The 25,344-nt window shown below is 70.2% G+C and carries 18 protein-coding genes and 4 pseudogenes; 12 read left to right on the top strand and 10 right to left on the bottom strand.

The features are described from left to right. Window positions 1-27 precede the first annotated feature (27 nt). The 3 genes from RM812_RS02320 (at window position 28) to RM812_RS02310 (ending at window position 8,011) form a co-directional block, all read left to right on the top strand. Entirely contained in the window at window positions 28-4,530 is a 4,503-nt protein-coding gene (locus RM812_RS02320) for an NACHT domain-containing protein (protein WP_311570668.1), read from the top strand. 57 nt (window positions 4,531-4,587) lie between these two features. Then, window positions 4,588-5,997, top strand: a complete 1,410-nt coding sequence (locus RM812_RS02315; RefSeq protein WP_311570667.1) for an esterase/lipase family protein — start codon at window positions 4,588-4,590, stop codon at window positions 5,995-5,997. Between the two features lie 244 nt (window positions 5,998-6,241). Next, window positions 6,242-8,011 (top strand): pentapeptide repeat-containing protein, encoded by a 1,770-nt coding sequence (locus RM812_RS02310; RefSeq protein WP_311570666.1) that lies wholly within the window; start codon window positions 6,242-6,244, stop codon window positions 8,009-8,011. A 213-nt stretch (window positions 8,012-8,224) separates the two neighbouring features. Here the strand turns inward: RM812_RS02310 and RM812_RS02305 are convergent, their stop codons facing one another. Continuing rightward, window positions 8,225-8,818, bottom strand: a complete 594-nt coding sequence (locus RM812_RS02305) for a TetR/AcrR family transcriptional regulator (protein ID WP_311570665.1) — start codon at window positions 8,816-8,818, stop codon at window positions 8,225-8,227. A gap of 144 nt (window positions 8,819-8,962) precedes the next feature. Between RM812_RS02305 and RM812_RS02300 the strand changes: the two genes are divergently transcribed. Beyond that, window positions 8,963-9,658: an alpha/beta hydrolase gene (locus tag RM812_RS02300; protein ID WP_311570664.1), complete on the top strand. Its 696-nt coding sequence runs from the start codon at window positions 8,963-8,965 to the stop codon at window positions 9,656-9,658. 436 nt (window positions 9,659-10,094) lie between these two features. Next, window positions 10,095-10,478: pseudogene (locus RM812_RS02295) on the top strand (lanthionine synthetase LanC family protein); the annotation flags it as partial. Window positions 10,479-10,942: 464 nt separating this feature from the next. Here RM812_RS02295 and RM812_RS02290 read toward each other — a convergent pair. Together RM812_RS02290 and RM812_RS02280 are read right to left on the bottom strand one after the other, a co-directional pair. Further along, entirely contained in the window at window positions 10,943-11,794 is an 852-nt protein-coding gene (locus tag RM812_RS02290) for an alpha/beta hydrolase (protein ID WP_311570663.1), read from the bottom strand. Between the two features lie 284 nt (window positions 11,795-12,078). Then, window positions 12,079-12,873, bottom strand: coding sequence for a hypothetical protein (locus RM812_RS02280; protein WP_311570662.1), 795 nt, complete (start codon window positions 12,871-12,873; stop codon window positions 12,079-12,081). Between the two features lie 597 nt (window positions 12,874-13,470). Here RM812_RS02280 and RM812_RS02275 point away from each other — a divergent pair. From RM812_RS02275 to RM812_RS02265, 3 genes and pseudogenes are all read left to right on the top strand, one after another. Continuing rightward, window positions 13,471-14,334, top strand: coding sequence for an SGNH/GDSL hydrolase family protein (locus tag RM812_RS02275; RefSeq protein WP_311570661.1), 864 nt, complete (start codon window positions 13,471-13,473; stop codon window positions 14,332-14,334). A 354-nt stretch (window positions 14,335-14,688) separates the two neighbouring features. Then, window positions 14,689-14,997, top strand: a complete 309-nt coding sequence (locus tag RM812_RS43000; protein WP_394816418.1) for an ATP-binding cassette domain-containing protein — start codon at window positions 14,689-14,691, stop codon at window positions 14,995-14,997. Then, a pseudogene (locus RM812_RS02265) lies at window positions 14,985-15,227 on the top strand (ABC transporter permease); the annotation flags it as partial. The gene RM812_RS43000 and the pseudogene RM812_RS02265, both read left to right, overlap by 13 nt. Before the next feature lie 252 nt (window positions 15,228-15,479). Here RM812_RS02265 and RM812_RS02255 read toward each other — a convergent pair. The 4 genes from RM812_RS02255 to RM812_RS02240 all read right to left on the bottom strand — a co-directional run bounded on the left by RM812_RS02255 (window position 15,480) and on the right by RM812_RS02240 (window position 19,264). Further along, the gene (locus RM812_RS02255) at window positions 15,480-16,292 is read right to left on the bottom strand and encodes a phytanoyl-CoA dioxygenase family protein (RefSeq protein WP_311570660.1); all 813 of its coding nucleotides are present in this window, start codon (window positions 16,290-16,292) and stop codon (window positions 15,480-15,482) included. A 698-nt stretch (window positions 16,293-16,990) separates the two neighbouring features. Continuing rightward, a complete protein-coding gene (locus RM812_RS02250) occupies window positions 16,991-18,010 on the bottom strand; it encodes a hypothetical protein (RefSeq protein ID WP_311570659.1) in 1,020 nt (339 codons plus the stop codon). Between the two features lie 443 nt (window positions 18,011-18,453). Continuing rightward, entirely contained in the window at window positions 18,454-18,618 is a 165-nt protein-coding gene (locus RM812_RS02245; RefSeq protein WP_311570658.1) for a hypothetical protein, read from the bottom strand. Between the two features lie 502 nt (window positions 18,619-19,120). After that, window positions 19,121-19,264, bottom strand: coding sequence for a hypothetical protein (locus RM812_RS02240; protein WP_311570657.1), 144 nt, complete (start codon window positions 19,262-19,264; stop codon window positions 19,121-19,123). Window positions 19,265-19,465: 201 nt separating this feature from the next. On the opposite strand from RM812_RS02240, the gene RM812_RS02235 reads away from it, so the two are divergent. Both RM812_RS02235 and RM812_RS02230 read left to right on the top strand, forming a co-directional pair. Next, on the top strand, window positions 19,466-19,999 hold the full coding sequence (locus RM812_RS02235) for a 2'-5' RNA ligase family protein (RefSeq protein ID WP_311570656.1): 534 nt from the start codon (window positions 19,466-19,468) through the stop codon (window positions 19,997-19,999). 97 nt (window positions 20,000-20,096) lie between these two features. After that, a pseudogene (locus tag RM812_RS02230) lies at window positions 20,097-20,285 on the top strand (hypothetical protein); the annotation flags it as partial. Window positions 20,286-20,366: 81 nt separating this feature from the next. Here the strand turns inward: RM812_RS02230 and RM812_RS02225 are convergent. Continuing rightward, window positions 20,367-21,170 (bottom strand): SAM-dependent methyltransferase, encoded by an 804-nt coding sequence (locus RM812_RS02225; RefSeq protein ID WP_311570655.1) that lies wholly within the window; start codon window positions 21,168-21,170, stop codon window positions 20,367-20,369. A 731-nt stretch (window positions 21,171-21,901) separates the two neighbouring features. Between RM812_RS02225 and RM812_RS02220 the strand changes: the two genes are divergently transcribed. Beyond that, window positions 21,902-22,363, top strand: coding sequence for a hypothetical protein (locus RM812_RS02220; protein ID WP_311570654.1), 462 nt, complete (start codon window positions 21,902-21,904; stop codon window positions 22,361-22,363). Here RM812_RS02220 and RM812_RS02215 read toward each other — a convergent pair. Together RM812_RS02215 and RM812_RS02210 are read right to left on the bottom strand one after the other, a co-directional pair. After that, window positions 22,356-22,706: a hypothetical protein gene (locus RM812_RS02215; protein WP_311570653.1), complete on the bottom strand. Its 351-nt coding sequence runs from the start codon at window positions 22,704-22,706 to the stop codon at window positions 22,356-22,358. The two genes, RM812_RS02220 and RM812_RS02215, sit on opposite strands and share 8 nt — an antisense overlap. Beyond that, complete coding sequence (locus RM812_RS02210; RefSeq protein ID WP_311570652.1) at window positions 22,693-24,300, bottom strand: FAD-binding oxidoreductase; 1,608 nt, start codon at window positions 24,298-24,300, stop codon at window positions 22,693-22,695. Before RM812_RS02210 ends, RM812_RS02215 begins: the two co-directional genes overlap by 14 nt. 454 nt (window positions 24,301-24,754) lie before the next feature. Here RM812_RS02210 and RM812_RS43325 point away from each other — a divergent pair. Continuing rightward, window positions 24,755-25,343: pseudogene (locus tag RM812_RS43325) on the top strand (IS110 family transposase); the annotation flags it as partial. Window position 25,344 lies beyond the last annotated feature (1 nt).

The raw sequence follows: 25,344 nt of genomic DNA, 5'->3' as shown, positions 1-25,344 counted from the left end.
GCCGTCGACTGCATGATACGGAGCGACGTGAGCGATCAGCTGACGCTTCTGAAGACCGAGCGGCGCTCCTCTTCCCTGGTGGGCACCGTCGCGGTGTCCGACTACACGCATCCCGACGAAGGCATGCGGCAGCGGCTGCACCGGCCCCGGCTGGCAGAGGTACGGCGCCGGTTCACGCAGACCGTGCGCGAGGAACTGGGGTTCGGGGAGAGTCTCCCCGTCGACCGGGTCGGTTCCACCCGGCGGCAACTGTGGACCGGTCTGGAGGAGTTCCTCGCCGACAGCGCCGAACGCAAGATCCTCTACTGGACGGGCCACGGCGTCCAGCTGGGAGACGAGGGCTACTTCCTCGCCTGCTCCGACTCCTGGCAGTCAGGAGATTTTCAACCCGAGCGAGCCGTCTCCCTGGTCGATCTCGTGGGCCGTCTCCTTCGGCCCGAGTACGAGACCGACACCCTTCTGATCGTCGACGCCTGCTCCTCGCACGGCTACAACTCCCTCAACGAGGCGCTGCGCCACGCCCTGGACCTGGAGCGGAACACGACGGTGTACAGGGCGAGGGAGACCCGGCGGGCGGGTTTCACCGTCATCGGCACGTCCGGGGCCGATGCGCAGGTACCCGAGGGTCGCTGGGTTCAATGGCTGGAGGAAGCACTGGCCAAACCGGACTTCGTGGCGCCCGACCACGCGCGCCCGTTCGAACCGTCCGCCCTCTACCTACCCCTGCCCTATCTGCGGGACGCCGTGGACGCGGAGGCCGCGGCCGCCGGTCTCGACGACCCCGCGCAGAGACCGGGTTGCATCGAAGTACGCGCGCTGCCCAACAACTTCCTGGACAACCCGTATTTCCATGCGTCGGACCGTCCGGAGTACAGGCCGGCCGTGATGACACGACGGAAGCCGTGGATCGAGGCCGAGCAGTTCGGTCTGGAGGAGGGAAGCCACCTCAGCCGTCACTTCGCGGGCAGACGGGACGCTCTGAGCCGGATCGTGCGATGGATGGAGACTCACCCGAAAGGGCTGCTCGCGGTGACCGGCCTGGCGGGGACGGGGAAGACGGCACTGCTCGGCCGCCTGGCCCTCACCTCACTGCAGAGCTGGCGAGAGACGCTCGGTCCGAAGCTCGACCCTGCGACGTTGCCCCGGGCAGGAACCGTGCACGCGGCGCTGAGCTGCAGGGGGCAGTCGGCCCACTCGCTGGCCGCGTCCCTTCGCGAGGTGCTGGCGCACGTCGACGGGGCGCCCCTCCTGCCGGAAGAACGGGTGACGTCCAAGACGTACGCCGACGCCTTCAAGGAGCTGGTCGATCGGGCCGGTTCGGTCAACCTGCTCTTCGACGCACTGGACGAGGCTCTCCCGGACCAGGCACACGACATCGCCCGTCACCTGCTCAACCCGCTGTCCGGGCTGCCGGGCGTCCGCGTGATCGTCGGTACACGTGCCCAGCCCCGCAGACGCACCACCGCCCCCACGGAGGAGGAGTCGCTCCTGGACACACTCGAGCAGAGCGTCGAACCCGTCGTGCTGGGAGACGACGCGGAGGCGCGCGCGAGTATCACCGGTATGGCGATGTCGGTGCTGGACGGGGAGCACTCTCCGTACCGGGGGGACGGGCGGCGGAAGGAGGACCGTGACTGGACGGCCGAGACCATCGCTGCGCAGAGTCAGGGATCGTTCCTGGTCGCCCGTCTGGTCGCGACCGAACTCGCCCGCCGGACCCAGGTCGTCACCGAGGCCGATCTCCTGTCGTGGATACGCAACGGCGGCATGGACCTGCGCAGGCGGCTCGCGCAGGAGACAGGACATCTCGAGAGGCAGCCGGGCGCGAAGCGTGCCCGTGAGGTATTGCGGGCGTTGGCGGTGATCCAGGGACCCGGGCTGACACCGGATGCGACCTGGCTCACACTGTCCAACGCGCTGCGCGACGACGGCACGCCCGAGCTCACCCTCGAGGACGTGCGGCAGGTCTGCCGGAACGCCGACGGCGGCATCGTCGCCACGCGGAACGAGGGCGGACGGGAGGCGGCGAACCGTGTTCGCCACCAGCTGGCCCATCCCAGTTACGGCGACTTCTTTCTCTCCGACGCGGGACTGAGCACACAGGAGGCACACCGCAGGGTGGTCGAAACCCTGCGCGCCCGGGCCGGGACCGACTGGAGCGAGGCCGACGACTACACCTTCGAGTACCTGGGTGCCCATGCCGCCCAGGTCGGGCCGGCCGTCCTGCAAGAACTCTTCCAGGACGTGCACTTTCTCATGAGGACGAACCCCGATGTCATGCTGCCCCTCGCCGCAGGTCTCGCCCGGAACTGTGACGGGGCCGCGCTGTACGGCCGGGTCGCGGGTTCGTTTCCCCGCGCTTCCTCCCCGTTGTCGCTGCCGGACCTGCTCGCACGGAAGGCTCTGACCAGCGCCACGGCGTTCGTCAGCCACCGGGACGCGACCTACCGGGCCCTGCAGCGCATTGACGGCTTCCTGCCCTGGCAGGAGTACTGGACCGACGTTCGGCCGGCCCCTCCGGAATGGCGTCGTGCGGCGCCTCTGGGAGGAGCGAGAGCGCTGAGCTGGCGCGCGGGGACCAAGGCGGCGGCACTGCAGCCAGCGGACACGCTGACGGCCGGCGGACTGGGGGAGATCCAGGTCCTGCATCCGGAGTCGGGCGCCCGGCTGCTGACCCGCCGGCTTCCCCGCTCCGGAGGTGAACGCGGGAGCATTCTCAGCGAGGTGCGGGAGGTGGGCGCCGGGCCCCGCTGGGTCACCGTCGCCCGTGACGACCAAGCCGTGTACTTCTGGCGCGCCGGTGCCCGCGTCCCGGACCAGGAATACCGGTGGGGCGGCGCCGTACGCGCCCTGGCCACGGCCGAGATGGCCACGGAGACCGTCGCGCTGGCGGCCGACGGGTCCCGTATCTGGGTGTGGTTCTGGAAGAGCGGCATGCAGCAGCTGGGCACCCACCTGGTGGATATCCGCACGGTGGACGTGCGGCATCTCGCCGCTGTGACCATGGGGACACGCCTGTTCGTTCTGGCCGCGGGGGAACGAGCCCAACTGTTCGAGGTGGACCGACCTGTCAACAGAGTCGGCGGCCTCCGCGCCGAGCAGGTGGAACTCGGTGCACTCGACTACCCTGCTCTGGCTGCGGCCGCGGCCCGTACCCCGCGCCGCGCCACGACTCCGGAGCGCGGCTGGCTCGCCGTGTCCGACGGACACCAGGTGCGCGTCTGGTGCTGCGAGACGGGCGACGCCGTCCACGGCGGTCCACCAACCGTGCGACGCGTGGCGCAGTTCCGCTCGAAGGCACAGGGTTTGGCCTTCGGCCGTCACGGCGACGAACTGCTGCTCGCCGGCTACGAAGAAGTCGTCGTGCGGATCTGGTCCGTCGAGGAACCCGGACGCGAGGCGGCGTTCCAGCTGGACGCACCCAGGCAGGGCGCCATGGCCTTCGAGCCCCGCGGACACGGGCTGCTTGCGGTGGCCGACGGCCCGGACATCCGCTTCGTGGACGTGGGTCCGGCCCTGGAAGCAGGCCACGAGACTCCTCGGCGGCCGAGCAACGAGCGCCCCGCGGTCGCCCTGGCCCCGGCGCCCGGCGGGCCGCCCCTGCTGTGCCGGACCTGGGGCGACCGGGTGCGTGTGTCCCGCCCTGAGCCGGGTGCCCCCGCCGACCACCCTGCCACCGAGCTCACCCATGGAAGAATGGTGACAGCAGTGGACTCGGTCCGGGTGGCGGACGGTTGGGCGGTGGCCGCCGCGGCCGGACGAACCGTACGACTGTGGCGGCTCGACGAGGACTTGTCCGTGGTGGCCCATCAGGACATCGCGCTGGGCGGTGATGCCGGGCAGCCGGCTCGAGCGCTGAGCCTTGTCGCAGACCCGTCCCGGGCGACGCTGCGTCTGTGCGTACCGGACGGCCGGCGCCTGACCCGGTACGAGATCCCGGCCGGTGTCCCGTCCGCCGAGAACACGACGGGCGAGATCAGCACCGACTCCGGCTTCTGCGGCATCGACGCCAGGGTCATGAGGGACGGCACGTACTGGATCGCCGGAGACCTGGGAGACCAGCTGAGGGTATGGCGGGAGCACGAGGAAGGCGTGGAGCAGAGCATCCGTATGGGCGCCACTCCCACCTGTCTCGCCCTGGGGGAGTTGTACGACGAGGAGGACGCCGAATCCCTGCCCCTGCTGGCCTGGGCGGACAGCGGCAGCGTGTATGTGAAGGACTGCTCCGGTGAGGGCCTCCACCCGCCGGAGCGACTCGAGGGATTCTTCCCCCAAGTGACCTCGCTGGTGTTCGCAGGTCCCGTGGAGCGGCCCGTGCTCCTGCTCTGTGCCGAGCGGATGATCTCACCCGCGTGGGACGTCTGGTCCAGGAGATGGCTGGACGGCCCCGGGATCCCCTCGCGCGGCTACGACGTCCAGGCCGTCGACACCGCTCCCGACCCGGAGGGTCTGGTGGTGGCGCTACAGGGCAACGACCGGTGCGACCTGATCCGACTGCCGCGCACCTTCTTCGCGGCCGATGCGCGGTGACCGCGGACCGGGTGGCAGCCGTGCCACAACGCAGGAACTGGCGAGGGAGGAAGCGGAGTGGAACATGACCTCGTGGTCTTCGTACCGGGTTTTCTCGGCACCCGACTGTGCCGCGACGGCCAGGACGTCTGGGCGAGATGCAGCGAATCCCTGATCCACTCGTCGCCCACGGCCGGGACGCTGGCCGAGGTGGCCCTGCCACCGGGACTCGGCGACGCGCTGCCCGAGGGCCGCTTCCGTCTGGACACCGGTGAACTGCTCACTTCTCCGGACTCGGTGCCCGGCCTGATGACCTGTGCGGGCTACCCCGACATCCGCGCCGCGCTCGGCGACCCGCTCACCGCGCAGTTCGTCTCCTTCACCTATGACTGGCGACTCTCCCACCGGCTGGTCGCCCGGCAGTTGAGGACACGGGTGACGCGGGAGCTCGACCGATGGAGCGAGCAGGTCGACGCGCATTACCCGGACCGTCCCGACGACCCCGGAGTCATTCTGGTCTGCCACTCGACGGGCGGCCTGATAGGGCGTCACTACCTTGAGTGCGAGGACGGCCGTAGGACCGCCCGGGCCCTGGTCACTCTCGGCACTCCCCAGAAGGGGCTGGCGCAGGCCGCCCGTCTTCTGGCCGGGCACGCGGTTCCCGGCACGGGCGGTCCGGGCGCGGACGCACGTGCCAGGCTGAACGAGGTACTGCGCGACTGGGCCCTCGGCCTGCCCGCGGTAGCCGAGATGCTGCCGATGTACGCCGCGGTCCGGGCCGAGGGGAAGAGCCGGCCGCGGATGGTCACCGACCACCGGTATCCGGTTCCCGGCCTGCCTGCCGCCGCGGTCCGCGATGTCCTCGACTTCCACGAGCAGTTCAGGACGGCGAGGGACGGGCACCGTCGCACCGACCCCGACGGCGGACTGCCGTACACGGTCCACTGCCTGGCCAGCGGTGACTACCCCACGCCCGAGGCCATCACGCTCTCCTCCGACGGCCTGCACCTCACCTCCGGCGACAACAGCTCCCTGGGGCCGGGGGACGGCACGGTGCCGCGACTGTCCGCCCTCGCGGACTGGGCCGTCGGGGATCAGAGCCCGATGCTCTGGACCGGTTTCCGCAACGCGGACATGGCGAGCTCCGCCGCTCTGCGGGACGTGCTCGCCGCGGTCCGGAGGGGAAGCCCTCCGGGTAGCATGCTCGCCGGGGAAGAGGGCATCGTTCTGCACTTCCCTGCCTCCGCCGTCGTCGCCGGCCGGCCGTTCGCGGTCGAGTTGCTCGGACACAACCTCCAGGGGCGCAATCTGCGGACATTCATGTGGCGGTCGGGCAGGACGGCCAAGCAGCCCGTCGTCTTCGAGGAACACGGAACCGACCGGTACCGGGCGGAACTGGAGGCGACGCCCGGCCGCTGGTGGGTCGAGGCGGTGGTCGACAGCCCGAAGCGCTTCGACCGGAAGGACGTCACCGTCTTCGCCGCGTGAGACGGGAAGGGAGTAAGCCATCACATCCGAGTCCGAGGCCGACGCGCACGACGCTCCTGACTGGCCGCAGTGCGGGCACAGTGACGCCGGCGGCAAACGCTGCCGAGGCCGCAGGGCCGGGACCTCTGCGACCTGCCTGGCGCATCTGGACGCCGGAGAGCGCGCCGCGTATCTCGCCGGTCTGGCTCCTGGTGCCGACATCGACCACCGTGGCACTCCCCTCACACAGGCACTTCTGGACGAGGTGCTCACCCGGCTCCGGGATCCGGCGACGGGACGTGCTCTGCTCGGGCAGGCGGAGTTCGATGAGGCCCGGTTCTCCGGCGATGTGACGTTCGAGGAGATCAACTTCTCCGGCTTCTGCTCCCTCGGTGCCGCGGTGTTCGAGGGGAGCGCCTATTTCCGCGATACGCATTTCGAGCAGGACCTCAGGTTCGGGAACACGAAAGTCACCGACGAACTGTGGCTCGAATCCACCGTCATAGACGCCGACGCCTGGTTCTACGGAGCCCGCACAGGGGGTGTGCTTCGGTTCTGCGTCGACCACGTCGGCGGCAGCGCGATGTTCAAAGGCGCCACCACGGGGGAGGAAGCCCACTTCACGGGGGTGCGCTTCTTGGGCGTCGCTCGCTTTGACGGATTCGTCGTCCAGGGCAGGGCTTACTTCGACGGCGCCTACTTCGAGGACGGCGCGGATTTCGAGAACGCGGTGATCGCCGGCCCTGCCTGTTTCGACGGGGCGCACTTCCATCGGAGCAGAGCGTGCTTCGACGGAGCGGAGTTGGGGGAGGAGGTGCTGTTCTCCGAGGCTCATTTCCAGACGGGTGCCACGTTCACCGGGGCGAAGATCGGCGGCGACGTGTCGTTCTGCCAGGCCCGCCCGGAGGGCGACCTCAGCTTTCGGAGAGCGGTGTTCCGCGGCACGGCCGTGATCGGCCCCCTGGTCTGCCCGGGGCTGGTGGACCTGTCCGACGCGGTGTTTGAGTCCGCGGTGACTCTGGAGGTCGCCGCGGGCGACCTTCATTGCCGGCGGACGCGTTGGGCGTCCACTGCCGCGCTTCGGCTGCGCCACGCCGCTGTCGACATCAGCGACGCCGTACTTGAGTTCCCGGTGACCGTCGCGGGTCGGTCCAGCCCGTTCGTCTCCCCCCTGGACGAGCAGATCGACGAGCCGGGCCTGACCGACGCCCGGGTGCGTGTGACGTCGGTGAGCGGTGTGGATGTGGCACACCTGGTGCTGGCCGACGTCGACCTGACGGGTTGTCGATTCGTGGAGACGGTCCACCTGGACCACCTGAGGCTCGAGGGCCGGTGTGTTCTGCCGCTGCCGCCTGAGGGGGTGTCCCGGCGGGGCTGGTTGCCGGTGCGATGGACGCGGCGCCGGACCTTGGCCGAGGAGCATCACTGGCGTGCGAGCCGGTACGGCACCCCTGGGTGGACGCCTGCCCCGGAGGGCGTCGAGACGCACGAGCCCGCCGTTCTCGCACCGGTCTACCGGCAGCTGCGCAAAGCGCTGGAGGACGGCAAGAACGAGCCGGGCGCGGCCGACTTCTACTACGGCGAGATGGAAATGCGCCGGCATGACCTCGAGGCGCCCCGTGGTGAGCGGATGATCCTTGGGTTGTACTGGGCGGTGTCCGGGTACGGTCTGCGGGCCGCCCGTGCTCTGGCGTGGCTGGGTGTGGCCATGTCGGCCACCGTGCTGGCCATGATGCTGTGGGGGCTGCCGCAGGGCGATCCGGACCTGATGAGCAAGGGCGGGATCGACGGCCGCAGCGTGACCCTGATTACGAAGAAGACCGACCCGGCCAACCCGGGAGGGCCGTACCGTCGGCGTCTGTCGACTGCGCGGTTCGAGAAGTCCTTGAGAGTGGTGGCGAATTCGGTGATCTTCCGTGCCTCCGGGCAGGACCTGACCACCGCCGGAACATACGTCGAGATGACGAGCCGCCTCGTCGAGCCGGCTCTGCTCGGGCTTGCGGTTCTTGCCGTGCGCAGTCGTGTGAAGAGATGACGGGCGTCGATGGAAAGTCCAGCGGCGCCATGACAGCCCGGGGCCTCCCTGCGTACCCGGGCGTGGCCGGCCGGGTCAACGGCCGGACGGCGGCGCTGTCACGCCCACTCCACGCCGAGCTCCCGCAACGCCCTTCAGGGCCGCCGGGGCGGGCTTGATGCCCAGCTGGCGCTACCGCGGGTGCAGTGGACAGCAGAGGCCCTCGGCCGCCAACTACTCCGCGGACGACCCGACGTCACCCGACCACCGGCAATCTCGGGACAAGTTCTCGACTGCGCCGAGGAAGTCACGGAAGGCCTGGTCGGTGCGCTTGGTGTCACCGGTGGCATCGAGGTCCATGAGGAGGCCACGGATGACAGCGAGAACGAGCGTCGCCAGATCCGGCCGACCGATACTGCGCAGACCTTCCTCGAGCGGCCCGAGCCAGTCGGTCGTCGCGGTGCGCCGGAAGTTGGGCCACAACTGCTGCTCGGCGCTCTCGCGCAGCTGACCGAACATCCGCAGGTACGGCTGCCCGTCCGGGCCGGTGATGGAGGTCCAGGCGCGCTCCAGGGTGGCCGTGTAGGGCTCGTCGGGTCGCACCCGCAGGAGGTCGCCGAATGTGTCGAGTTGGCGTTGACGGGCACGCCCGAGGACGGCCCGCAGCAGGGCGTCGCGGGTGCCGAAGTGATAGATCAGCATGCGGGCCGAGGTCCCGGTGGCGGTGGCCAGCGGCTCGAGCCGGTCGGGGAGGCCGTGCGCGAGAGCGTGGTCAGCGCAGGCATCGAGCAGCCTCTCCTTGATCTGCGGTTGCGGTCGTCTGCCCACGACCCCACATTTTCACGTAACGGTTGCTACGTCTACCGTTGATCGAAAGACAGTCAAGACAGTCAAGACAGTCAAGACAGTCAGGCAGTCAAGACAGTCAGGCAGTCAGGCAGTCAGGCAGTCAAGGCAGGCGTGGAGGCAGCTATGAGGGTCGTGTTCGTGCATGGGGCGTGCGTGCGGGACGGGTCGTGGTGGTGGCACCGAACCGCCGAGCTGCTGCAGGAGCGAGGGGTGCCGAGCGTGGCCCCGGCGCTGCCGAGCTGCGGCGAGGTGGGCCGGCCCGGCGGCGTCGGCGGTCCGGGGCTGTCCGAGGACGTGGCCGCGGTGCGGCAGGTGCTGCAGGCCGGAGACGAGCCGACCGTCGTGGTCGCCCACAGCTACGGTGGCATCGTCACCGCGGAGGCCGCTGCGGGAATCGGGTCGGTACGCCACCTGCTGCTGGTCTCCAGTTACTTGCCCGAGGTCGGACAGAGCCTGTCGGAGTTCGGGGACGGCAGCCCCGCACCGTTCCTCGACGTCGATCCCGACGCCGGCACCTTCGGGGTTCGGCCCGAGCTGCTCGTGGACACCTTCCTGCAGGACTGCGACCCTGAGATCCAGAGGCAGGCGACGGACCACCTCGCCCGGCAGAGCGTGCAGGTGACCGGGCAGCCGGTCGGCGCGGCCGCATGGCGGCAGGTGTCCTCGACGTATGTGGTCTGCGCCCAGGACCGCGGTACTCCGCCGGGCCTGCAGCGCGAGTTCGCCCGCCGGGCCGGCAGCGTCGTCGAGCTCGACGCCGGCCACCACCCGTTCCTGTCCCAGCCCGCCGAGGTCCGGGACCTGCTGCTGAGCCTGTGACGGCAGCAGCCATGGACCGGGCCGGGCCGGTGGACCGCTGCACGTGGGTCTGACGCGGGTCCGGGTGACAGGTCGGCTCACGCGGCCTGGAGGACCGGTGAGGTCATGGCGGTTTCGCATGTGACCGCGATCGGTGCGCAGTACGCACCCGGCGACTGACCCACGCCGGGCAACGGCGTCGTCAGGGCGGCGATGGCCGGGTGCTGGTGACGTCGATGGAGTCGACGTGCAGTCCCTTGTCCCTGACGTAGGTCGACACCGCGCCTTCGGTGTCGGACTCGCGCTCCCCGACCGGGTCGAAAGGCGCGGCACTCGGGCAGTTCAGGCAGCGCTGCCGCCTTTCACGTGCGAGGGGCCCAACCAACCCACTCCGCCCTCGGCAGTGGCCGATCCTTTGATCCATGGCTTGATTTCGTCTACCGACTGTCAGTGGCCGGCCGGACAGGCGCTCGGCCGGACGGATTTCTCGGACCTCGCCCGCGCCTCGGTGGACCGGCTGCTTGTCCTTCCCCGGTCGGCCTGGGGCATCGAGGACCATGCGCTGTGCCACGGTTGGGCGGGGGCCCTGCATCAGCTCGGCCGGCTCGACGAGCTGTGGCAGGACACCCGGCCGGCCGAGCTGCGGGACGACATCGCCGCCGAACTCGTCTCCGCCTTCGACCCGGTACTGCCTTTCGGACTGCGTTTCACGATGACGAAGGTGCCGTTCGGCTCCGACGTCTCCGGCTACCTCGACGGGGCCGCCGGCGTCGCGCTCGCCCTGGACTCGTACGCGGTGAACGGCACACCGGCCGACGGGGACATGCCGCTGCTGCTGGCTCAGGGCGGCGAAACCTCCAGCCCAGCTCGATCAGGGCCTCACGCAACTTCGGCGGGGTCAGGCGTGGCCGGTCGGTCGTGGCCGTCCGGGGAGAGTCCGAGGGGGGACATCACGACGGAAGACGTGGACCACCTCGGCCCCGTTACCGGCATCGCCGTGGGAAGGGGTTCCGCGAGGCGGACGCAGCGTACGCCCCCATGCGCCGGCAGATCGCGAAAGCCCTGGCCGACCTGGCGAGCGGTGGGCCGACAAGCCGCGAGCACGCGACCCGGGGCACAGCGAAGCTCATACGGCTGGCCGACGCCTCCCACGTTGAGCCTGCCGAGGTTGGCGTCCTCGCCGTCGTCGAGCACATGCCGGCACACAACGCGAGCCAGAACCACGTCGCCGCGCCCGGATCACCGAACCGAGGAGGGCCCGGTGTCAGCACGCCTCGCCTTGTAGTCCTCGGCCCCTCGCTCCGGTCAGGCCGCTCTGTCGTCCTCACCGGCCAGGAACGGAAGCAGCAGTGTGAGCAGGGCGCGAGGCCGGTGCAGTGGGATGATGTGGCCGCAGTCTTCGATGACGTGTCCGGTGAGATCGTCGGTGACCGGGCGGAGCTGGCGTTCCAGTGCAGCACCGACAGGCCGGGCGCCCAGCGCCATCGTCGGAACTGTCAGGCGGGCAGCTGTGACTGCCTGCTCGATCTGTACCGAGCTCTCGGGCAGGGCCCGGTAGTACGAGAACGCGCAGCTCAACGCCTGACGACCGGTGTATGCGCAGACGAAGGCGTCCCGGACGGCGGGGGGCACCCCGTCGCCGAGGGTGCCGGCGCGCAGGAACCAGTCGATGTAAGCGACCTCGTGGCCCTCCAGCACGGTCTCGGCGAGGCCGTGCGCGGCGGAGTGGAAGCCGAACCACCACGGTGGCCCGTCGACGAGGAAGTCCTCGGCGCCGGGCAGCCTGCCCAGCAAGGACTCCATGACGACCAGGCGCCGGACGAGACCGGGGCGACGCAGGGCGAGGAGGAAGGCCGGCGGGGTGCCCGCGTCGATGCCCACCACCGCGGCCGAGGACACGCCGAGCGCGGTAAGAAGCTCCGCGGCGTCCTCGGCCAGGGTGCCCGCGTCGTACCCGGAGACGGCCCGGCTGCTCGCGCCGAACCCGCGCAGGTCCGGTGCGATGACGCGGTAGCGGCCGGACAGATCGGCCATGACCTCCGTCCACAGCTCCCAGGTGTGCGGGAAGCCATGCAGCAGCAGGACGGCCGGGCCGGATCCGGCGAGGGCGACGTTCAGTTCGACACCGTTGACGGGGATGCGTCGCAGCTCGGGCATGGGGCCCTCCGGGTACGTGGTGAATGAAGGTGACAAGGTCACCGTAGGGAACTAACCTGGTCCTCCCAAGACGGCACTTTCGCATCGCGCGTCACGGCCCACAAGTGGGTCGACACCGGCGGGCCGAAGGCGGGCAAGGGCTGTACGACCGCTCCGGCCGTCCTCGTACGGCACCGCACCGCGGAGCACATGCTCGGACGAAGGCCGCTTCCGCGTACGCCGCCGGTCACCGAACCGGGTGATCAAGTTCGACGGACCGTTCGAGTCGGACGTTGGAGATCAGGTCAGTCGCCTGCGGACCACCACGCAGCACGCACGCGCAGTGACCCGGTCTCGGTGCAACCGACCCCGTTGACGACCTCCTCCCGGTCGAGGCTCCAGCCCACGACGCCGCTCCCCTTGCGGCCCAGCTCGATGATCCGCTGTTCGCTCGTCTCCGTCCCGTCCTGCACCTGGCACTCCAGGACGGACGTCCACGCCCGCCCGTCGACCGCCACTCCGACGGCGAGCAGCGGCAGTACCACGACGGTCAGCGCCGCGGCGACCCACTGCTCGTAGCGGGCCGCGCGCCGCAGCCACCCCGGCGGCTCGTAGTCGCTGTCGTGGTGCCGCCGCCCGCGCCGCCCGGTCCGGTACTCGACGACGACCCCTTCCCGCAGCGCGAACGCCAGGAGCCCCGTCCCAAGGCCCCACCACACCCCGTAGCAGCAGGCGGCGATCACCCCGACGGCCAGCGGATTGACCACGGTCAGTGCGAGCCGCCGCAGCGTGTGCACGAATCCGCTCCTCTTGGGCACGGCCCCGCGCGCCGCGAACAGCGCGAACACGACGCGAGAGACGACGACCGCGAAGACGCACCCCAGCAACGGCTCGGTCAGTACCATGCCGAGCAGCACGTCGGGCCAGTTGGCGGGCTCCATGCCGACGATGACGTCCCGCACGTGCTCGCGCCCACCGACCGTGTACGCGATCTTCAGCGCCGGAACGGCGAGCGCGAGAGCGAGCAGAACGGTGTGCCCGGGGCCGCCCTTGCGGTCGACGGACCGGGCCTGTTCCTGGTCGTGTTCCGGGTGGGGCATGGGGGCACTGAAGCACGCTGTCGCCGCGGCTCGGGCATACGACACGGGGGGCAGTTCGCGAGGCGGTTCAGGAACCGTGCCTCGGCTTCGCCCGCCCTTCCGAGCGTGGGTCCGGGTCGACCCCTCGTAAGATCGGCGGACCGCGGTGTTTCGGGTATGGCCGTGAGCCAGTCGCCGTCGCCGTTGGATGGCTCGAGGAACCGGCCGCCCGAACGTCTCTTCTCACGCCGAGTCCTCGACGACGCACCGGCCCTGGGAGCTCGTCGCAGACGTACTCGCGCTCCCCGAGACGCCCTGTGGGCGGTCGACATCAACGAAGCGACGACGGTGCCGCGGCCGCGGCCTTGCCCTTCCTGGCTGCGCAGACCAAGGTCGCCCATCCGACGCTGCCGCTGTTCCGCTCCCGGGTGGTGGCAGTGTCCTTGGCGGTCGGTTCTGGAACGCGGGCGCCGGGGGAATCCCCCAGCCGGTCGGTCTTGTCGCAGATCACCCCTTTGGCCCAGCGAAGCCGCAGACCGCCGTGCGGCAGCACGCCTGCTCGAGCAAGCTCATGGTAGAGCGGGACCACGTCCGCAGATGTGCCGAATGGAGGCGTCCTTGAAAACGACCCTGCGCACAGCCCTGGCCACCGTTCTGGCCACTGGGACCATATGGGCCCCGGCATCAGGCACGTCCGCGTCGGCCGCGGCCGAACCACTGCGGTACGTCGCACTCGGAGATTCCTACGTTGCCGCGCCGCTGGTGCCGCCGACCGATCCGGCCGACCTGGTATGTCTGCGCTCCCTGTCCGACTACCCCCACATCGCGGCCAAGGCCCTCGGTGCGAAACTCACCGACGTCAGCTGCTCCGGCGCCACCAGTGACCATCTGAGCACCGCCCAGCACCGGGGAACCGCGCCCCAGTACGACGCTCTCACACCGGACACCGACATCGTCAGCGTCACCATCGGCGGCAACGACACCGACCTCTTCGACGAGATGCTGGGCTGCGTCAACCTGCTGCCGCAGCCTTACGGCACCAGCTGCGCGGAAGAGAACACCGGCGGCGGCACCGACAAGGTCCGGGCCCGCATCGACGCCTGGGCACCGGCCTTCGCCGCCGTCCTGGACGACATCGCTCGACGGGCACCGCATGCCGAGGTCTTCGTCGTCGGCTATGGCAACTACTTGCGCACCGACGGCTGCCACCCCGTCCAGCCCTTCTGGAAGCAGGACGCCAACTACCTCCAAGCCGCGCTCAACCACCTCGGCACGGTACTGAAGAAGGCGGCCGAAGAGCACGGTGCCGCCTTCGTCGACACCTACACCCTGAGCATCGGACACGACATCTGCGCCGCCCCCAACGACCGTTATACCGAGGGACTGATCCCCACTCATGCGGCCGCGCCGCTGCATCCCAACGCTCCAGGAGCCCGGTCCGTCGGCGAGGCCCTCGCCGCGGCCGTCCGTGCGGGACGGTAGAACGTTCGACTGTCAGTCCACGGTTCCTGCGCCCAACATCGGAAGCCACCGGTACTTTCGAAGGCGTCCGGTCCGCACGCTGGTGAGCGAGGCCCGGCGTGATGCGAGCACCCCCACCATGCTCCGACAGTTCACCGATCGCCGTCGGCCGATGCTCCGTTGGCCTCGTCGCCGAGCTACTTCCTGGCCCCCGGGGCGTTGGCGAACTCGGCGAACCGCTCCAGGGCGGCCTCTTCCGAGGACGCGGTGCAGGCGGGCTTGAGGCGTCCGGCGCCGCTCGGTCAGCTGCTGCGGCAGCCCGCCCTCGCGGGCCAGCCGCAGGTCCTCGGCCCAGGCCCGGTCACCAGCTCGTCGATGAGCTGGTCGCCAGGGCCTGTACCGACCACTCCGCCGATGGCGGAGCACCCGGCGGATGGTCCGTCTACCGCAGGGAGTGGAACCACCGCACCACGGCGGCGGGTCCCGCCTGCTGGGAGCCCAGGTGGCGTGAGCCGCCGTAGTCGGGGTGCCGAGGCAGATCAGCGGGGCGTGGACGCCGCCGGGTCTGTGTTCGCGCTGCTCGGCCCGAACGGCGCCGGCAAGACCACCGCCGTCAAGGTCTTGTCCACGCTCCTCACCGGCGACGCCGGAGACCTGCACGTCGGCGGGCGGCCCTGCCGCTGACCCTCCTGCCGCTCCTCACCAGTGCGTTCATCCCGGCCGGAACGATGCCGGACTGGTTCCAGCCGACCACCGAGTACCAGCCCTTCACCCCCGCCATCGAAACCCTCCGCGGCCTTCTCCTCGGCACCGAGATCGGCAACAACGGCTGGATCGCCATCGCCTGGTGCGCCGCCCTGATCGCGCTCGGCTACCGCTGGTCGACGGCGCGGTTCAACCGCGACCCGAAGTAGCCGAGACCAACCGCGTCGGCCGCCTCGGCAAAGCCGCCGAAGTGGCGTGTCGGAGTACGTGTGCGGTCACCGTTCCGGTGGTTGCGGCTGAGTGGGAAGAAGGCGGACGACGGATCCCGGCGCGGCCAGTTGCTGGCGGAGTTGTCAACCGGCGCAGGTGGTGCTCCAGGTGGCCGCGATGCGTGCCAGCTTCTCCACCTCGACGGCTTGGTCGAGATGGCACTCGATGTGCTCCATGGCCTGGCTCAGCCGCTACCCGGCGCTGTGGTCGGTGCCGTCCCCGTTCGGGCCGGGGGTATCCCGTCCCAGGCCCCGGCGGATCGCGATCTCCACAGGCGAGTACGCGCCGTCGGCCCGCTCCAGTTCGTGCGGCGCGGCCGGCATCAGCGGCGGCTGGGCCATGAAGCGCGGCCGCACCCCGTGGTGCGGTTGCGCCGCGTGCACCAGGAACGGATGGCACAGGAAGACGTCGCCCGGGGACCCGGTGGCAAGGGCGAGCGGCCGGTGGTCGGACGCCGCCACCAGATCGGGCGCGAGCGTCAGCCCGCTGGCCCCGTCCTCCCCGTACTTCTCCAGCACCCTCGGCACGTCGAGGTGTGAGCCGACCCGGATGCGGGTCGGGGCGTCCTCCTCACCGACCTCGCTGAACAGGAACAGCATCAGCAGCGCCCGCCCCTGGGAGCGCAGATTCGTGAAGTACCAGCTCTCGCCCTCCGGCAGATAGCTCCCCTCGATGTGCCAGCCCGCGTCGTCCGGCTCCTCCTCGTGCGGGAAGCGCAGCGGGAACGTGCCCAGCGAGTAACGCGGCTCCCAGCGTCCCGCACCGACGAGCAGGTCGTACGCGTGCTGCAGGAACGGGGAGTTGGGTGCGGCGGCGAACGGTCCCTGCGCCATGCCGCCCACCCAGTGCACGGGCTTCGTCCACGTCGACGCGTCGTCCGGGTCGCAGCCCGTCTCCCGCCACAACAGCCGCGCGCAGTCCGCGGCCACGCGCGGCGCGACGGCGCCCTCCAACTTCACGAAGCCGTCGCGGAGGAAACGGGATACCAAGGTCATGTCGTCCATGCCCCCATCGTGCGGCGACCCCGGCCCCGATCACCCGACATTCTCCGCACCGCCTTTGTCGGGTATTCGGGTATGAGTGGCGTGTGGCCCCCGGTCACGCCGCCCGCTTGAGCTCGTGCCCCGAAGACGTGGTGCGCCGCCCCCACCCCTCGTCGTCTTCGACGGCGTCCGGGTCCCGGAAGAGCGAAGGCCCTGACCGGAACCGCCGACCTCCGCCCAGGCGGTCCCGGCCACGGCTGCCCGGCCGATCACGTCAGGCAGTTCGGCGACCACATCGAGCTCCTCAGGGTTCCTCCGTCATCGCCCGCGAGGCTGTTCGCGGCCTGCCCGCGCCGTCGGGTCGGTGAGCCGGGGGCAGTGCTCGCGTACGCCGTCGATGGTGATCGACAGCAGTAGGTCGGCCTCGGCCGGCCGTCATTCTCCTGCTCGGTGGCCACGGCGATGGCGCCGACGAGCTCGAGCAGTCGTGTCATGGTGATCCCGCGTGCACGGCATCTGAGGTGCTTCGTTCGGGTCCTGGCCACGTGGAACGAGCCGAGCGCGAACACCCGGTCACCGTCACCGGGCCGCTGCCGGGCAACACCACCCTCAGCACCGCCGGAACGAAGGCTTCGACCGGATGACTTCCGCATCGACTTCGTCCACAGGCAGGAGGTGGCCTGCCCCCGAGGCCAGGTCAGCCAGGGCCGGCACCGTCCCTACCCGGCGTCCTCGCCCACCGTGGGCACCTCTGATGGTGGCACGGTGAGGGTGTCCCCTTCCTCGTCCGTGTTGGAATCCGACCCGTACTCGGTGGTGACCTTCCCAGTGAAGGTGATTTCGTGATTCGCGTCATCGCACTCCCACACCAGGGTGGCGTACGTATTCGAGATTCCGTCGGTCAGATACTTGACGAACCGGGCGATGTCCTTGTCGTCGTACCCGGGCATCTCCTGGTTGGCGGCTGACGACATCCAGTGCGGGCCGGGGTTGATCCCTTCCTTTCCCTGGAACAGTTTCAGGTAGCATGAGACGCACGGGCGCTTAGTTCCCGCCAGACTGTCCGGCACGACCTGGGGGATGCTTCCAGGCGTATAAGGCGTGCCCGCCGTCTTGGCGTCCTTCTCGGCTTTGCCCTCGGCCTGTTTCGTAAGGTGACCAACGATCCTGCGTTCGGCGTGAAACCCGTCCCCTCCGTCTACGACAACCATCACCGGCTTCCCCAGGGCATCGATGACGTTGCTGTAGTTCCCCTCGCTTCCGGTGGCACCGATCAGGCGCTCGTCCGTCTTCCTCGTGTGCCTGGCGAGCCTGTCGTCCACACTCCTGTCGTCGAAGCCGTCCTTTTCCCGGACCTTGGCGGTGACCTCGGTGAGGAATGCCTTACCCGTCTTGCCGTTCGCTTGCGACTGGAGAGTGCCCAGCGCGTCCTTGCTGTTCGCCGATAAGTAGAGGGTTCCCTCATGGACGGCGGCCTGGATCTCGATCGCGTTCTTGCCGAGAAGCTTCAGGTACTCCATCACCGCGGTCGAAACCCAGCGCATTGCCTGCTTGTCACGCTTATCCGCGAAAGATGCGGGGGCAATGGTGTTCCCGGGATTGTCCTTGTAGCCCGCGTCTCCGGATTTGTACTTTTTCGGTGGCGCCGCATCGTGCGGCCCTACCTTGTGAAACTTCATCCGTGCCCACACCTCATGGGAGCCGTCGGCCGTCCACCCCTCGGCTTTGAGCTTTTCCATGACCTGCTTGGCGAAAAGCTTGTTGGCCGCGGCCTTGCTCGACGTTTTCCGCCTCGTGCGTGGCGGGGGCATCCGCGGAGCCCCACGACGTCCCGTTGCGCGCGCAGAGGCGAGCGGGCGTGCGGCGGTGCGCTGTACAGACCTTGAGTCTCCGGCCCGACTGATCATCTCGGTGACTGCCGCATTGCCCGCGCTGCCCTGAAGCGTCTCGAGCGGGGGTAACTGCGGTGTGACGCGCTCCGCGGACTTCGCAGTTGGCCGGCGGCCGTGGTCGGACTCGTTGCCGTGAGCGTGCATGTTTCCCTCTCGTACGAAGCGGTCGAACGTCCCTGATAGCAGCTGGGCGCGGGCCATGACAGAGGTCAGAGGGTAGACCGCACCGGACGATCGGGCACTCCACGACGGCATCACGCGGCGACGCCACCCGTTCCCACCCGGCCGGTTCAGCCCCGCACCGTGCGAATTTCCTTCGCCATGGCGCGGATGTTCCTGTCCTGCTCAAGCGTCCATGGCTGCCAGTTGGCGGCGTGGCTGCCGGTCTGCCACTCTGCGCCGCCTTCGGACGCGTCGGACCGAACGCCCCGCAGCGTTTCCGCATGGGCATGCATGTCCGCATGGGCATGCTGGCGAGCCTCTCGTCGTCGTGCGGCGTGGACGGCAACGACACACCGGGCACGAGCCGCAGTGTGCCGACGCCGCGACGCAGGGAATCCAGCTCCTCCGAGGAATCGTACTCATAGACGTCTCAGCTGGGGGATGACGCCCGCTCCTCCACAGGGACCCCGGCCGGGACGTACACGGCGCCGCCCGAGGGCCAGGCTTCCAGGTCGAGGTTGGCGAAGAGGAGCAGCGTGCCGTCCGGCAGGCGCGGCAGGTCGGTCGTCCCGTCCGGAAGGGCGGAGAGTTCGGCTGAAGCCCCTGCGTCGTGACGCCGCCGGAACGGTTCGCTCGGCCTACGGGAGAGCCGCCCCGTCGGGAGTGCGTCGGGCGGCCGCCCCCCGACGCGTTCCCAGGTGCCGCGGGGACCGTGCCGCGGCGGTTCTCCCGGTCACCCCGAGGCCAGCAGCTCCGCGATCTCCTTGATCCAGGCAGCGCTCGTCGCCGGGTCGTTCAGGGGCTCCGCCCAGGTGTCCGGGTCCGGGTCTGGATGCCCTTGACGAAGGTGCCGATCCGGTCGAGATTCTCCCTGAACCTGTCGAGGACCGCGGCCATCCGGTCGCGATACCCCTTCATCTTCTCTGCCGGGCGCGTCACCGTTCTCCGGTGCCGCGGTCTCCGGTTCCTTCGTCGTGGCCCTGGCGCGCTGCACCGCCGCGGTCGTGGCTCGGTTGCCGGGCGCGGCAGCGAAGGTTACCGGGCACGGCTCACAGGAGTGGTGCAGCGGGCGAACCTGTCTCGCGCCGTCGCTCAGGGGGAACTTCCCGTTCGTCCTGGCCTCGCCGGTAGGCTGCGGCGGTGCGTACGGTCGAGCTTCTGTTGGACGAGGCGGCGGAACTGGCGGTTCGGGAGGCCTGGCGGCGGCTCGCGGACGCGGGGCTGCCCAGTCAGGCGCGTCACCGTTCACCGACCAACAGGCCGCACCTGACCCTGGCCGCCTGTCCGGAGCTGACCGCCCCGATCCGCTGGGAGCTCGCGGAGGTGGCCGCCGTCCTGCCGCTGCCGGTGCGGTTCACCGGCGTGGTCCGCTTCGAGCGGCCCACCTCGGTGCTGGCCTGGGCGCTGGACTGCGACTTCGCGCTGGCCGGCTTGCACCGCCGGGTGTGGGAGGCGGTGGCCTCGGACAGCCCGCCCGGGACCCTCAGCCCGTTTCATGAACCTGGGCGCTGGAGCCCGCACATCACCCTCGGCCGTACCCGGCGGGCAGGTGCCTTCGCCGGCCGGCGCGTCCCCGAACTGCTGCCGGCTCCGCCGCTGTCGGTCCGGCTCACCACCTTGCGCAGCTACGACACCGAGACCGGCACCCTGGAGGTGCTGGAGCCCCGCCCCTGAGCGGCTCCCGACGCGACCGGCCGGCGCTCCGCCGTAGCGGAGCAGCGGGAGGGCGAGCGGCAGTACGGCACCAGGGACGATCCGCCGCCCCCGCGCGGTGGTTTCGCCGCTACCTGACCGTGCGGCTGGGGGTAGTAGCCGTCGCCGGTCCGGATCGGGTCGATCGACTGCCACGGCATGTACGCCACGATCTCTCCGCCGCCACCGGGAGGCGCGCCCGTGGCACGCCGCGCGGCTGTTGCGGAGCACGGCGCTGCCGGTCGCCCAGGTGGCCGAGGCGTCCGGCTGCTCCGGCCCCTGCCACTTCAGCCACGCTTTCCGGCGGCGCTACGGGTGCCTCCGCGGGCGTACCGACCGGCAGGGAGGGTCATTTCTTGACCGCGACGCCGCAGAAGGAGACGTCGGCGGTGTCCTCCTCGGACTGCTCGGCGTCCGGGCGCCAGGTGGCCGTGGACACGGCCCCCGGCTCCACCAGATCCAGACCGGTGAAGAAGGAGGCGATCTCCTGCGGCGACCGCAGGTGGTAGGTGTTGGCCGACTGTCCGTTGTAGACCCTGACTGCCGTGTTGAGTGCTTCGTTTGTGTCCGTGCCGTCGCTCAGGGCCAGGTAGCTGCCCGGAGGCAGGGCCGACATCAGCGCGTTTACCAGGTCGGCGGGGCGTTCGGCGTCGGAGATCTGCCCCATGATGCCCAGCATGGTCAGGGCGACCGGGCGGCTGAGGTCCAGGGTCTTGGCGGCCTCGGCCAGGATCCGTGCCGGGTCCCTCACATCGGCGTCGACGTAGGCGCAGGCGCCCTCGGCGCTGCTGGTGAGCAGCGCCTGCGCGTGCACCAGGACGAGGGGGTCGTTGTCGACGTACACGATGCGGCTCTCCGGCGCGATGCGCTGGGCCAGTTCATGGGTGTTGTCTGCGGTGGGCAGTCCGGTGCCGATGTCGAGGAACTGGCGGACACCGGCCTCGCCCGCGAGGAAGCGCACGGCGCGCGAGAGAAACCGTCGCTGCAGCCGTGCGACGGCGGCGAACTCCGGGAAGGTCTTCAGGATGACCTCACCGGCCTCGCTGTCGACGGGGTAGTTGTCCTTGCCTCCCAGCAGGTAGTTCCAGACACGGGCGGAGTGCGGGCGATCGGTCTGAAGCCTGGCCCTGACTGCTTCACGAGGGTGTGTCATGGGGAAAGCTTCACACACAGTTCGGCCTCCTTGGACCAACTACCGCGATCGCAAATCGACTTCGCCACGGCCATGGAGTGCCGCCCAAGCGGCGACCGCCCGCTGGTGGCAGACATGTACAGCGCTGCAAGGACACGGAATCGTTGGCGCGGCCCACCGAAGAAGGAACACGCATGGCGCCGGGCCCCTCCGTGGAGATTGTCTTCGCCGCTCGGCGTCCCGGGCTCCAGCCCGAACCGTCCACGTGGCGTCGACGCACCACTTGCGCACCACGCCCGTCCGGAGCCCGGGCGGGCGGACACAGACGCTGGACCTCCGCCGGCACCTTCTCGGCCGCCTGTTCGGTCTTGCCATCCGCGGGGTTGTCCGTGTCGGGTGGTGCGCCGTGACTGCGTCGGCGTAGGCGGTGTACATCGCGTTCCCTTGCTGACGCGACTTCTCGGCGACGTTCTTCTTGACGAGGGTCTCCAGGCAGTTGCGGACCGGCTGGGTGGGCGTCGCCCGGTCGGGATGGTCCTTCGCGAGTGCTCGCTGACCTCACGCACCACCCACGGCTGCCCGGGCGTCTTGCGGAGAACGCCGAGGAGGAGCTCCCACAGCGGCGGTCCCGACTTCCCGCCGGTCGTGGCCACTGGAGGAGCCGGAGCGGGTGCAGCCTCTTCGGACTCGGAGGTGTCCGCGCGGGGCACCGGGGTATACACATGCCAACGCTTCGGCGACAAGGGGTGATTGTGTTAGAGGACATCGCACAGCCCCGGGACGAGGCGTCGACCGAGTCGAGGCCGATGGGAATCCTCGTGGCGGCGCTGTTCCTGCCCGCTGCGCTGGCCACGTGGATCGTGGTGTGGATCGTCGGCAATGCGCAGAAACTGATGGCGGGTGAGTCTGCCACGATGCGCAGTGTGACGCGGTGTGTGGAAGGCGGTGGGCCGGCGCTGCCGCCGTCCAGCTGTAGCGGGTCGTGGGCGTTCACGGACGGCCGCACCGGCGTCGGTGACATCACCACGGGCAAGAACGGGGTGTCCGTGGGCGACACGGTCTTCGCGGGGGACACGTGGGCGTATGCGTCGCCTGCTCCCTTGCACCGGTTGGTGTTCATCCCCATCGGTGCCGTCTGTGCGGGAGTCCTGATCGCGATGGTGATATGGGTGTCCCACCGTAGGAGGACACGATCACTGGCCGGAGTCAGTTGACCCGGAACCGGAGGGCGCGGCGTGTGCGTGACGGCGTGGCCGAGCACTGGTCCGCTCCGCTGACGTCGAGGGCGAGGTTGTCGACGAGGGCGAGGGTGTCGACTCCGTTGACCGGGCCTTCCACCCCTCGGTCTGCGGCCGCCTCTCCGACCGCCGTGAACGTGTGGTTACTGGCCGGGCCGTCGCTGTTGCTGTCTGGGGCGGTGAGCTGGGCGAGGACGGGAGCGAGAACCTCGGGGGCAAGGACCTCGCGGACGGCCTGGCGGACCGCGTCGACTGCAGCAGCCCTCCGGTCCGCCGGACGGTCTCGGACGCTGACTCGTCCGGGGTCAGGGCCGCCCAAGTCCTGACCTGCTGGGGCGCACCGACAGCCGGTGGTGGAAGACGTCCCGAGGATCCCAGCGGTCCTTCGCCCGCTGGAGAGCGGCGTAGTTGGCGCCGTGGTAGAGCGCGTGCCACGGCGTGCCCGAGGTGTTGTGGCGGGGGTCTGCCAGATCGGCGTCGGCGTAGTTGATGAAGGCACCCGTGCGCGCGGGCACGCCCCCGGTGTCCGCGTACACGTCCCGGTAGAGCTCGCGGAGGAATCCCCGGTGCCGCTCGTCCTCGGCGGCCTGCTCCCAGCCGGTCAGGAACATGACCTTGAGCACGGAATCGCGGTGGGCTACGGCTGTGGCGTGGGACGGCACCGCGTTGACCCGGCCGCCATAGGTGTTGAGGCTGACGATTCCGGCGGGGTACGCGTAGTCGGTCCTGGTGAGGTGGTGGTGGATGGCCTGCACCTGGTGTCGTGACAGAGCACGGTCGGCGTACGCGGATTTCACCGCCATGCGGTACAGCGGGCCGGGAACGTCGGGGCTGCCGATGACCGATGCCGCGGTCAGCCAGGACATCGTGTGGGTCTGGACGAAGGGCTTGGCCCCGACACCGGCGCCGAGCGCCGCGAGCTGGTCGTCGAGGATGCGGCGCGCGGAGGGCCCGGTGTCCGCCACCTGTCCGAAGAGGACGATGCGGCCGGTGGCCTCACGGTTCAGGAGCAGCTCGCTGTACAGGCGGGCGGCGCGGGCCCCGGGTGCGGAGTTGCGCTCCACCCAGGTGCCGTAGGCGCCGACGAGCCGGGTGAAGGTGTCGCGGTCCAGGTCCTTCCAGGGCCACTCGGCGTGAAAGGAGAGCACGGAGGGGGGCGGTTCCGGCAGGTCCCGGAACCAGAAGCGGGTGACGACGCCGAAGCTGCCGCCCCCGCCGCCGGTGTGGGCCCACCACAGGTCGCGGTTCGGATCGTCCTCCTCACGTGTGGCGACCACCGCACGAGCCCGCCCGGCCCCGTCCACGACGACCGCCTCCACCGCGTACAGGCGGTCGACGGACAGACCGTGCAGACGGCACAGCGTGCCGTAACCCCCGCCCGGGACGTGACCGCCCAGTCCCACATCGGTGCACCATCCGGCGGGCAGGGTCACACCCCAGCCGACGTACAGGTCCCGGTACGCCGCGCCGAGCCCGCTGCCCGCCTCGACCATGAAGGCCTCGCGGTCGTCGTCGTACCGGACGGCCGTCATTCGGGAAAGGTCCACGACGACGCGGACGCTGTCGTTGTCCACGAAGTCCTCGAAGCCGTGACCGCCGCTGCGGGCCACGACGTGCTGGCGTCGGCGTACGGCCTCCTGCACCGCGTGGACGACTTGGGCGGTCGTGGTGGGAAGGTGGATGCGCCGGGGGTGGCCGCTGAAGCGCCTGTTGTAGCCGCGGGCGGCGAGGGCCTCATAGCGGGGGTCGCCGGGTTCGAGGACGATGTCAGCCTGCGACGGCGGCGCTCCGTCCGCCCCCGTCCCTGCGGTTCGGGCAGGGGCGGCGGACGCACGCAGAGGACCGGCCGCCCCGGCCGTGGTCGCGCCGACGGCAGCGGTGCGCAGGACGGTACGTCGAGTGTGTTCGGGCATGGCTCGCTTCCCTTCCGCGGGATGCTGGGACACGCGGCAGAGCACGGAAGTGGCTGCCGGCAGTGCCGACGGTAGGATGCCCCGGACCGGACGGGAATCCTGCTGGCCGGTGTCCCGAGGGTGGAGTCAGCCCCCTTGTCAAGCAGGCCCTTGGACCCGCCGTCTCACCGCTGGGGCTGCCCCGACCGGCACGGGACCGACCCGCCGGCACCCCGCCATGCCGCTCTGCGAACCCGTGCTCAGTAGGACCGAGCGACTCGTCGCACAGGGCCCGCGCCCATCTCCGACTACCTGCTCGAATGGGCCGAACACCGCAGCCTGCCCGAGCCCACACTCATCGGAGCCCAAGTCGTACTCGCCCCCCGACCCGACCCACGCCCCCGACCCGCGAGCCCGTAGAGCGCTGGGACTGTAGGTCGTCCGGTGCAACTTCCGATCAGGGAAGACGCATCGATGGCCGGCCAGTGAGGGTACCCCGGTGTTGCCGGCCGGCTGCCAGACCCCGGCAGCGATCCACTGGCGCGGCCGAGTCAGGCTCACGACGTGGTCGGCCAACCGCAGCGTGCGCAGCGCCGGAACAGTCGCCGCTACCGCGCTGGAAGGCTGCCAGGCCCAGCGCACCACGTTGCCCGGCGAGGACATCGCCGCCCGGATCGTGGCTGACCTGGCGGCACAGATCCTGGCGCTGGACGACCGGCTCAGGCAGATGGACAAGCAGATCCGCGAGACGTTCCGCGGCCATCCGCAGGCGGAGATCATCGAGTCCCTGCCCGGCATGGGCCCGAACTCGGCGCCGAGTTCGTCGTCGCCGCGGGCTACCTGACCTCCTACGCGGACGCCGGCCACCTGGCCTCCGTTCTCTGCGTCCGCGCAGACCAGCACCATCCGCGAGGGACCGAACCGGGTCTTCTACCTCAAGAAGCCCGGCGAGGGCTGCAAACACGTCCAGGCCGTCATTGGTCTGGCCCGCCGACGAGCGTTCTTGGGCCCTGCTGCGCGACGACCGAGCCTTCGGCTCCGCCCCGCCGGTCGCGCAAGCGGCTC

Origin of the sequence: Streptomyces lancefieldiae (genome assembly GCF_031845825.1) — a bacterium.
Classification (GTDB): Bacteria; Actinomycetota; Actinomycetes; order Streptomycetales; family Streptomycetaceae; genus Streptomyces; species Streptomyces lancefieldiae.
Note: the sequence above shows the minus strand (reverse complement) of the source record. Positions and strands in the feature narration are given on the sequence as shown.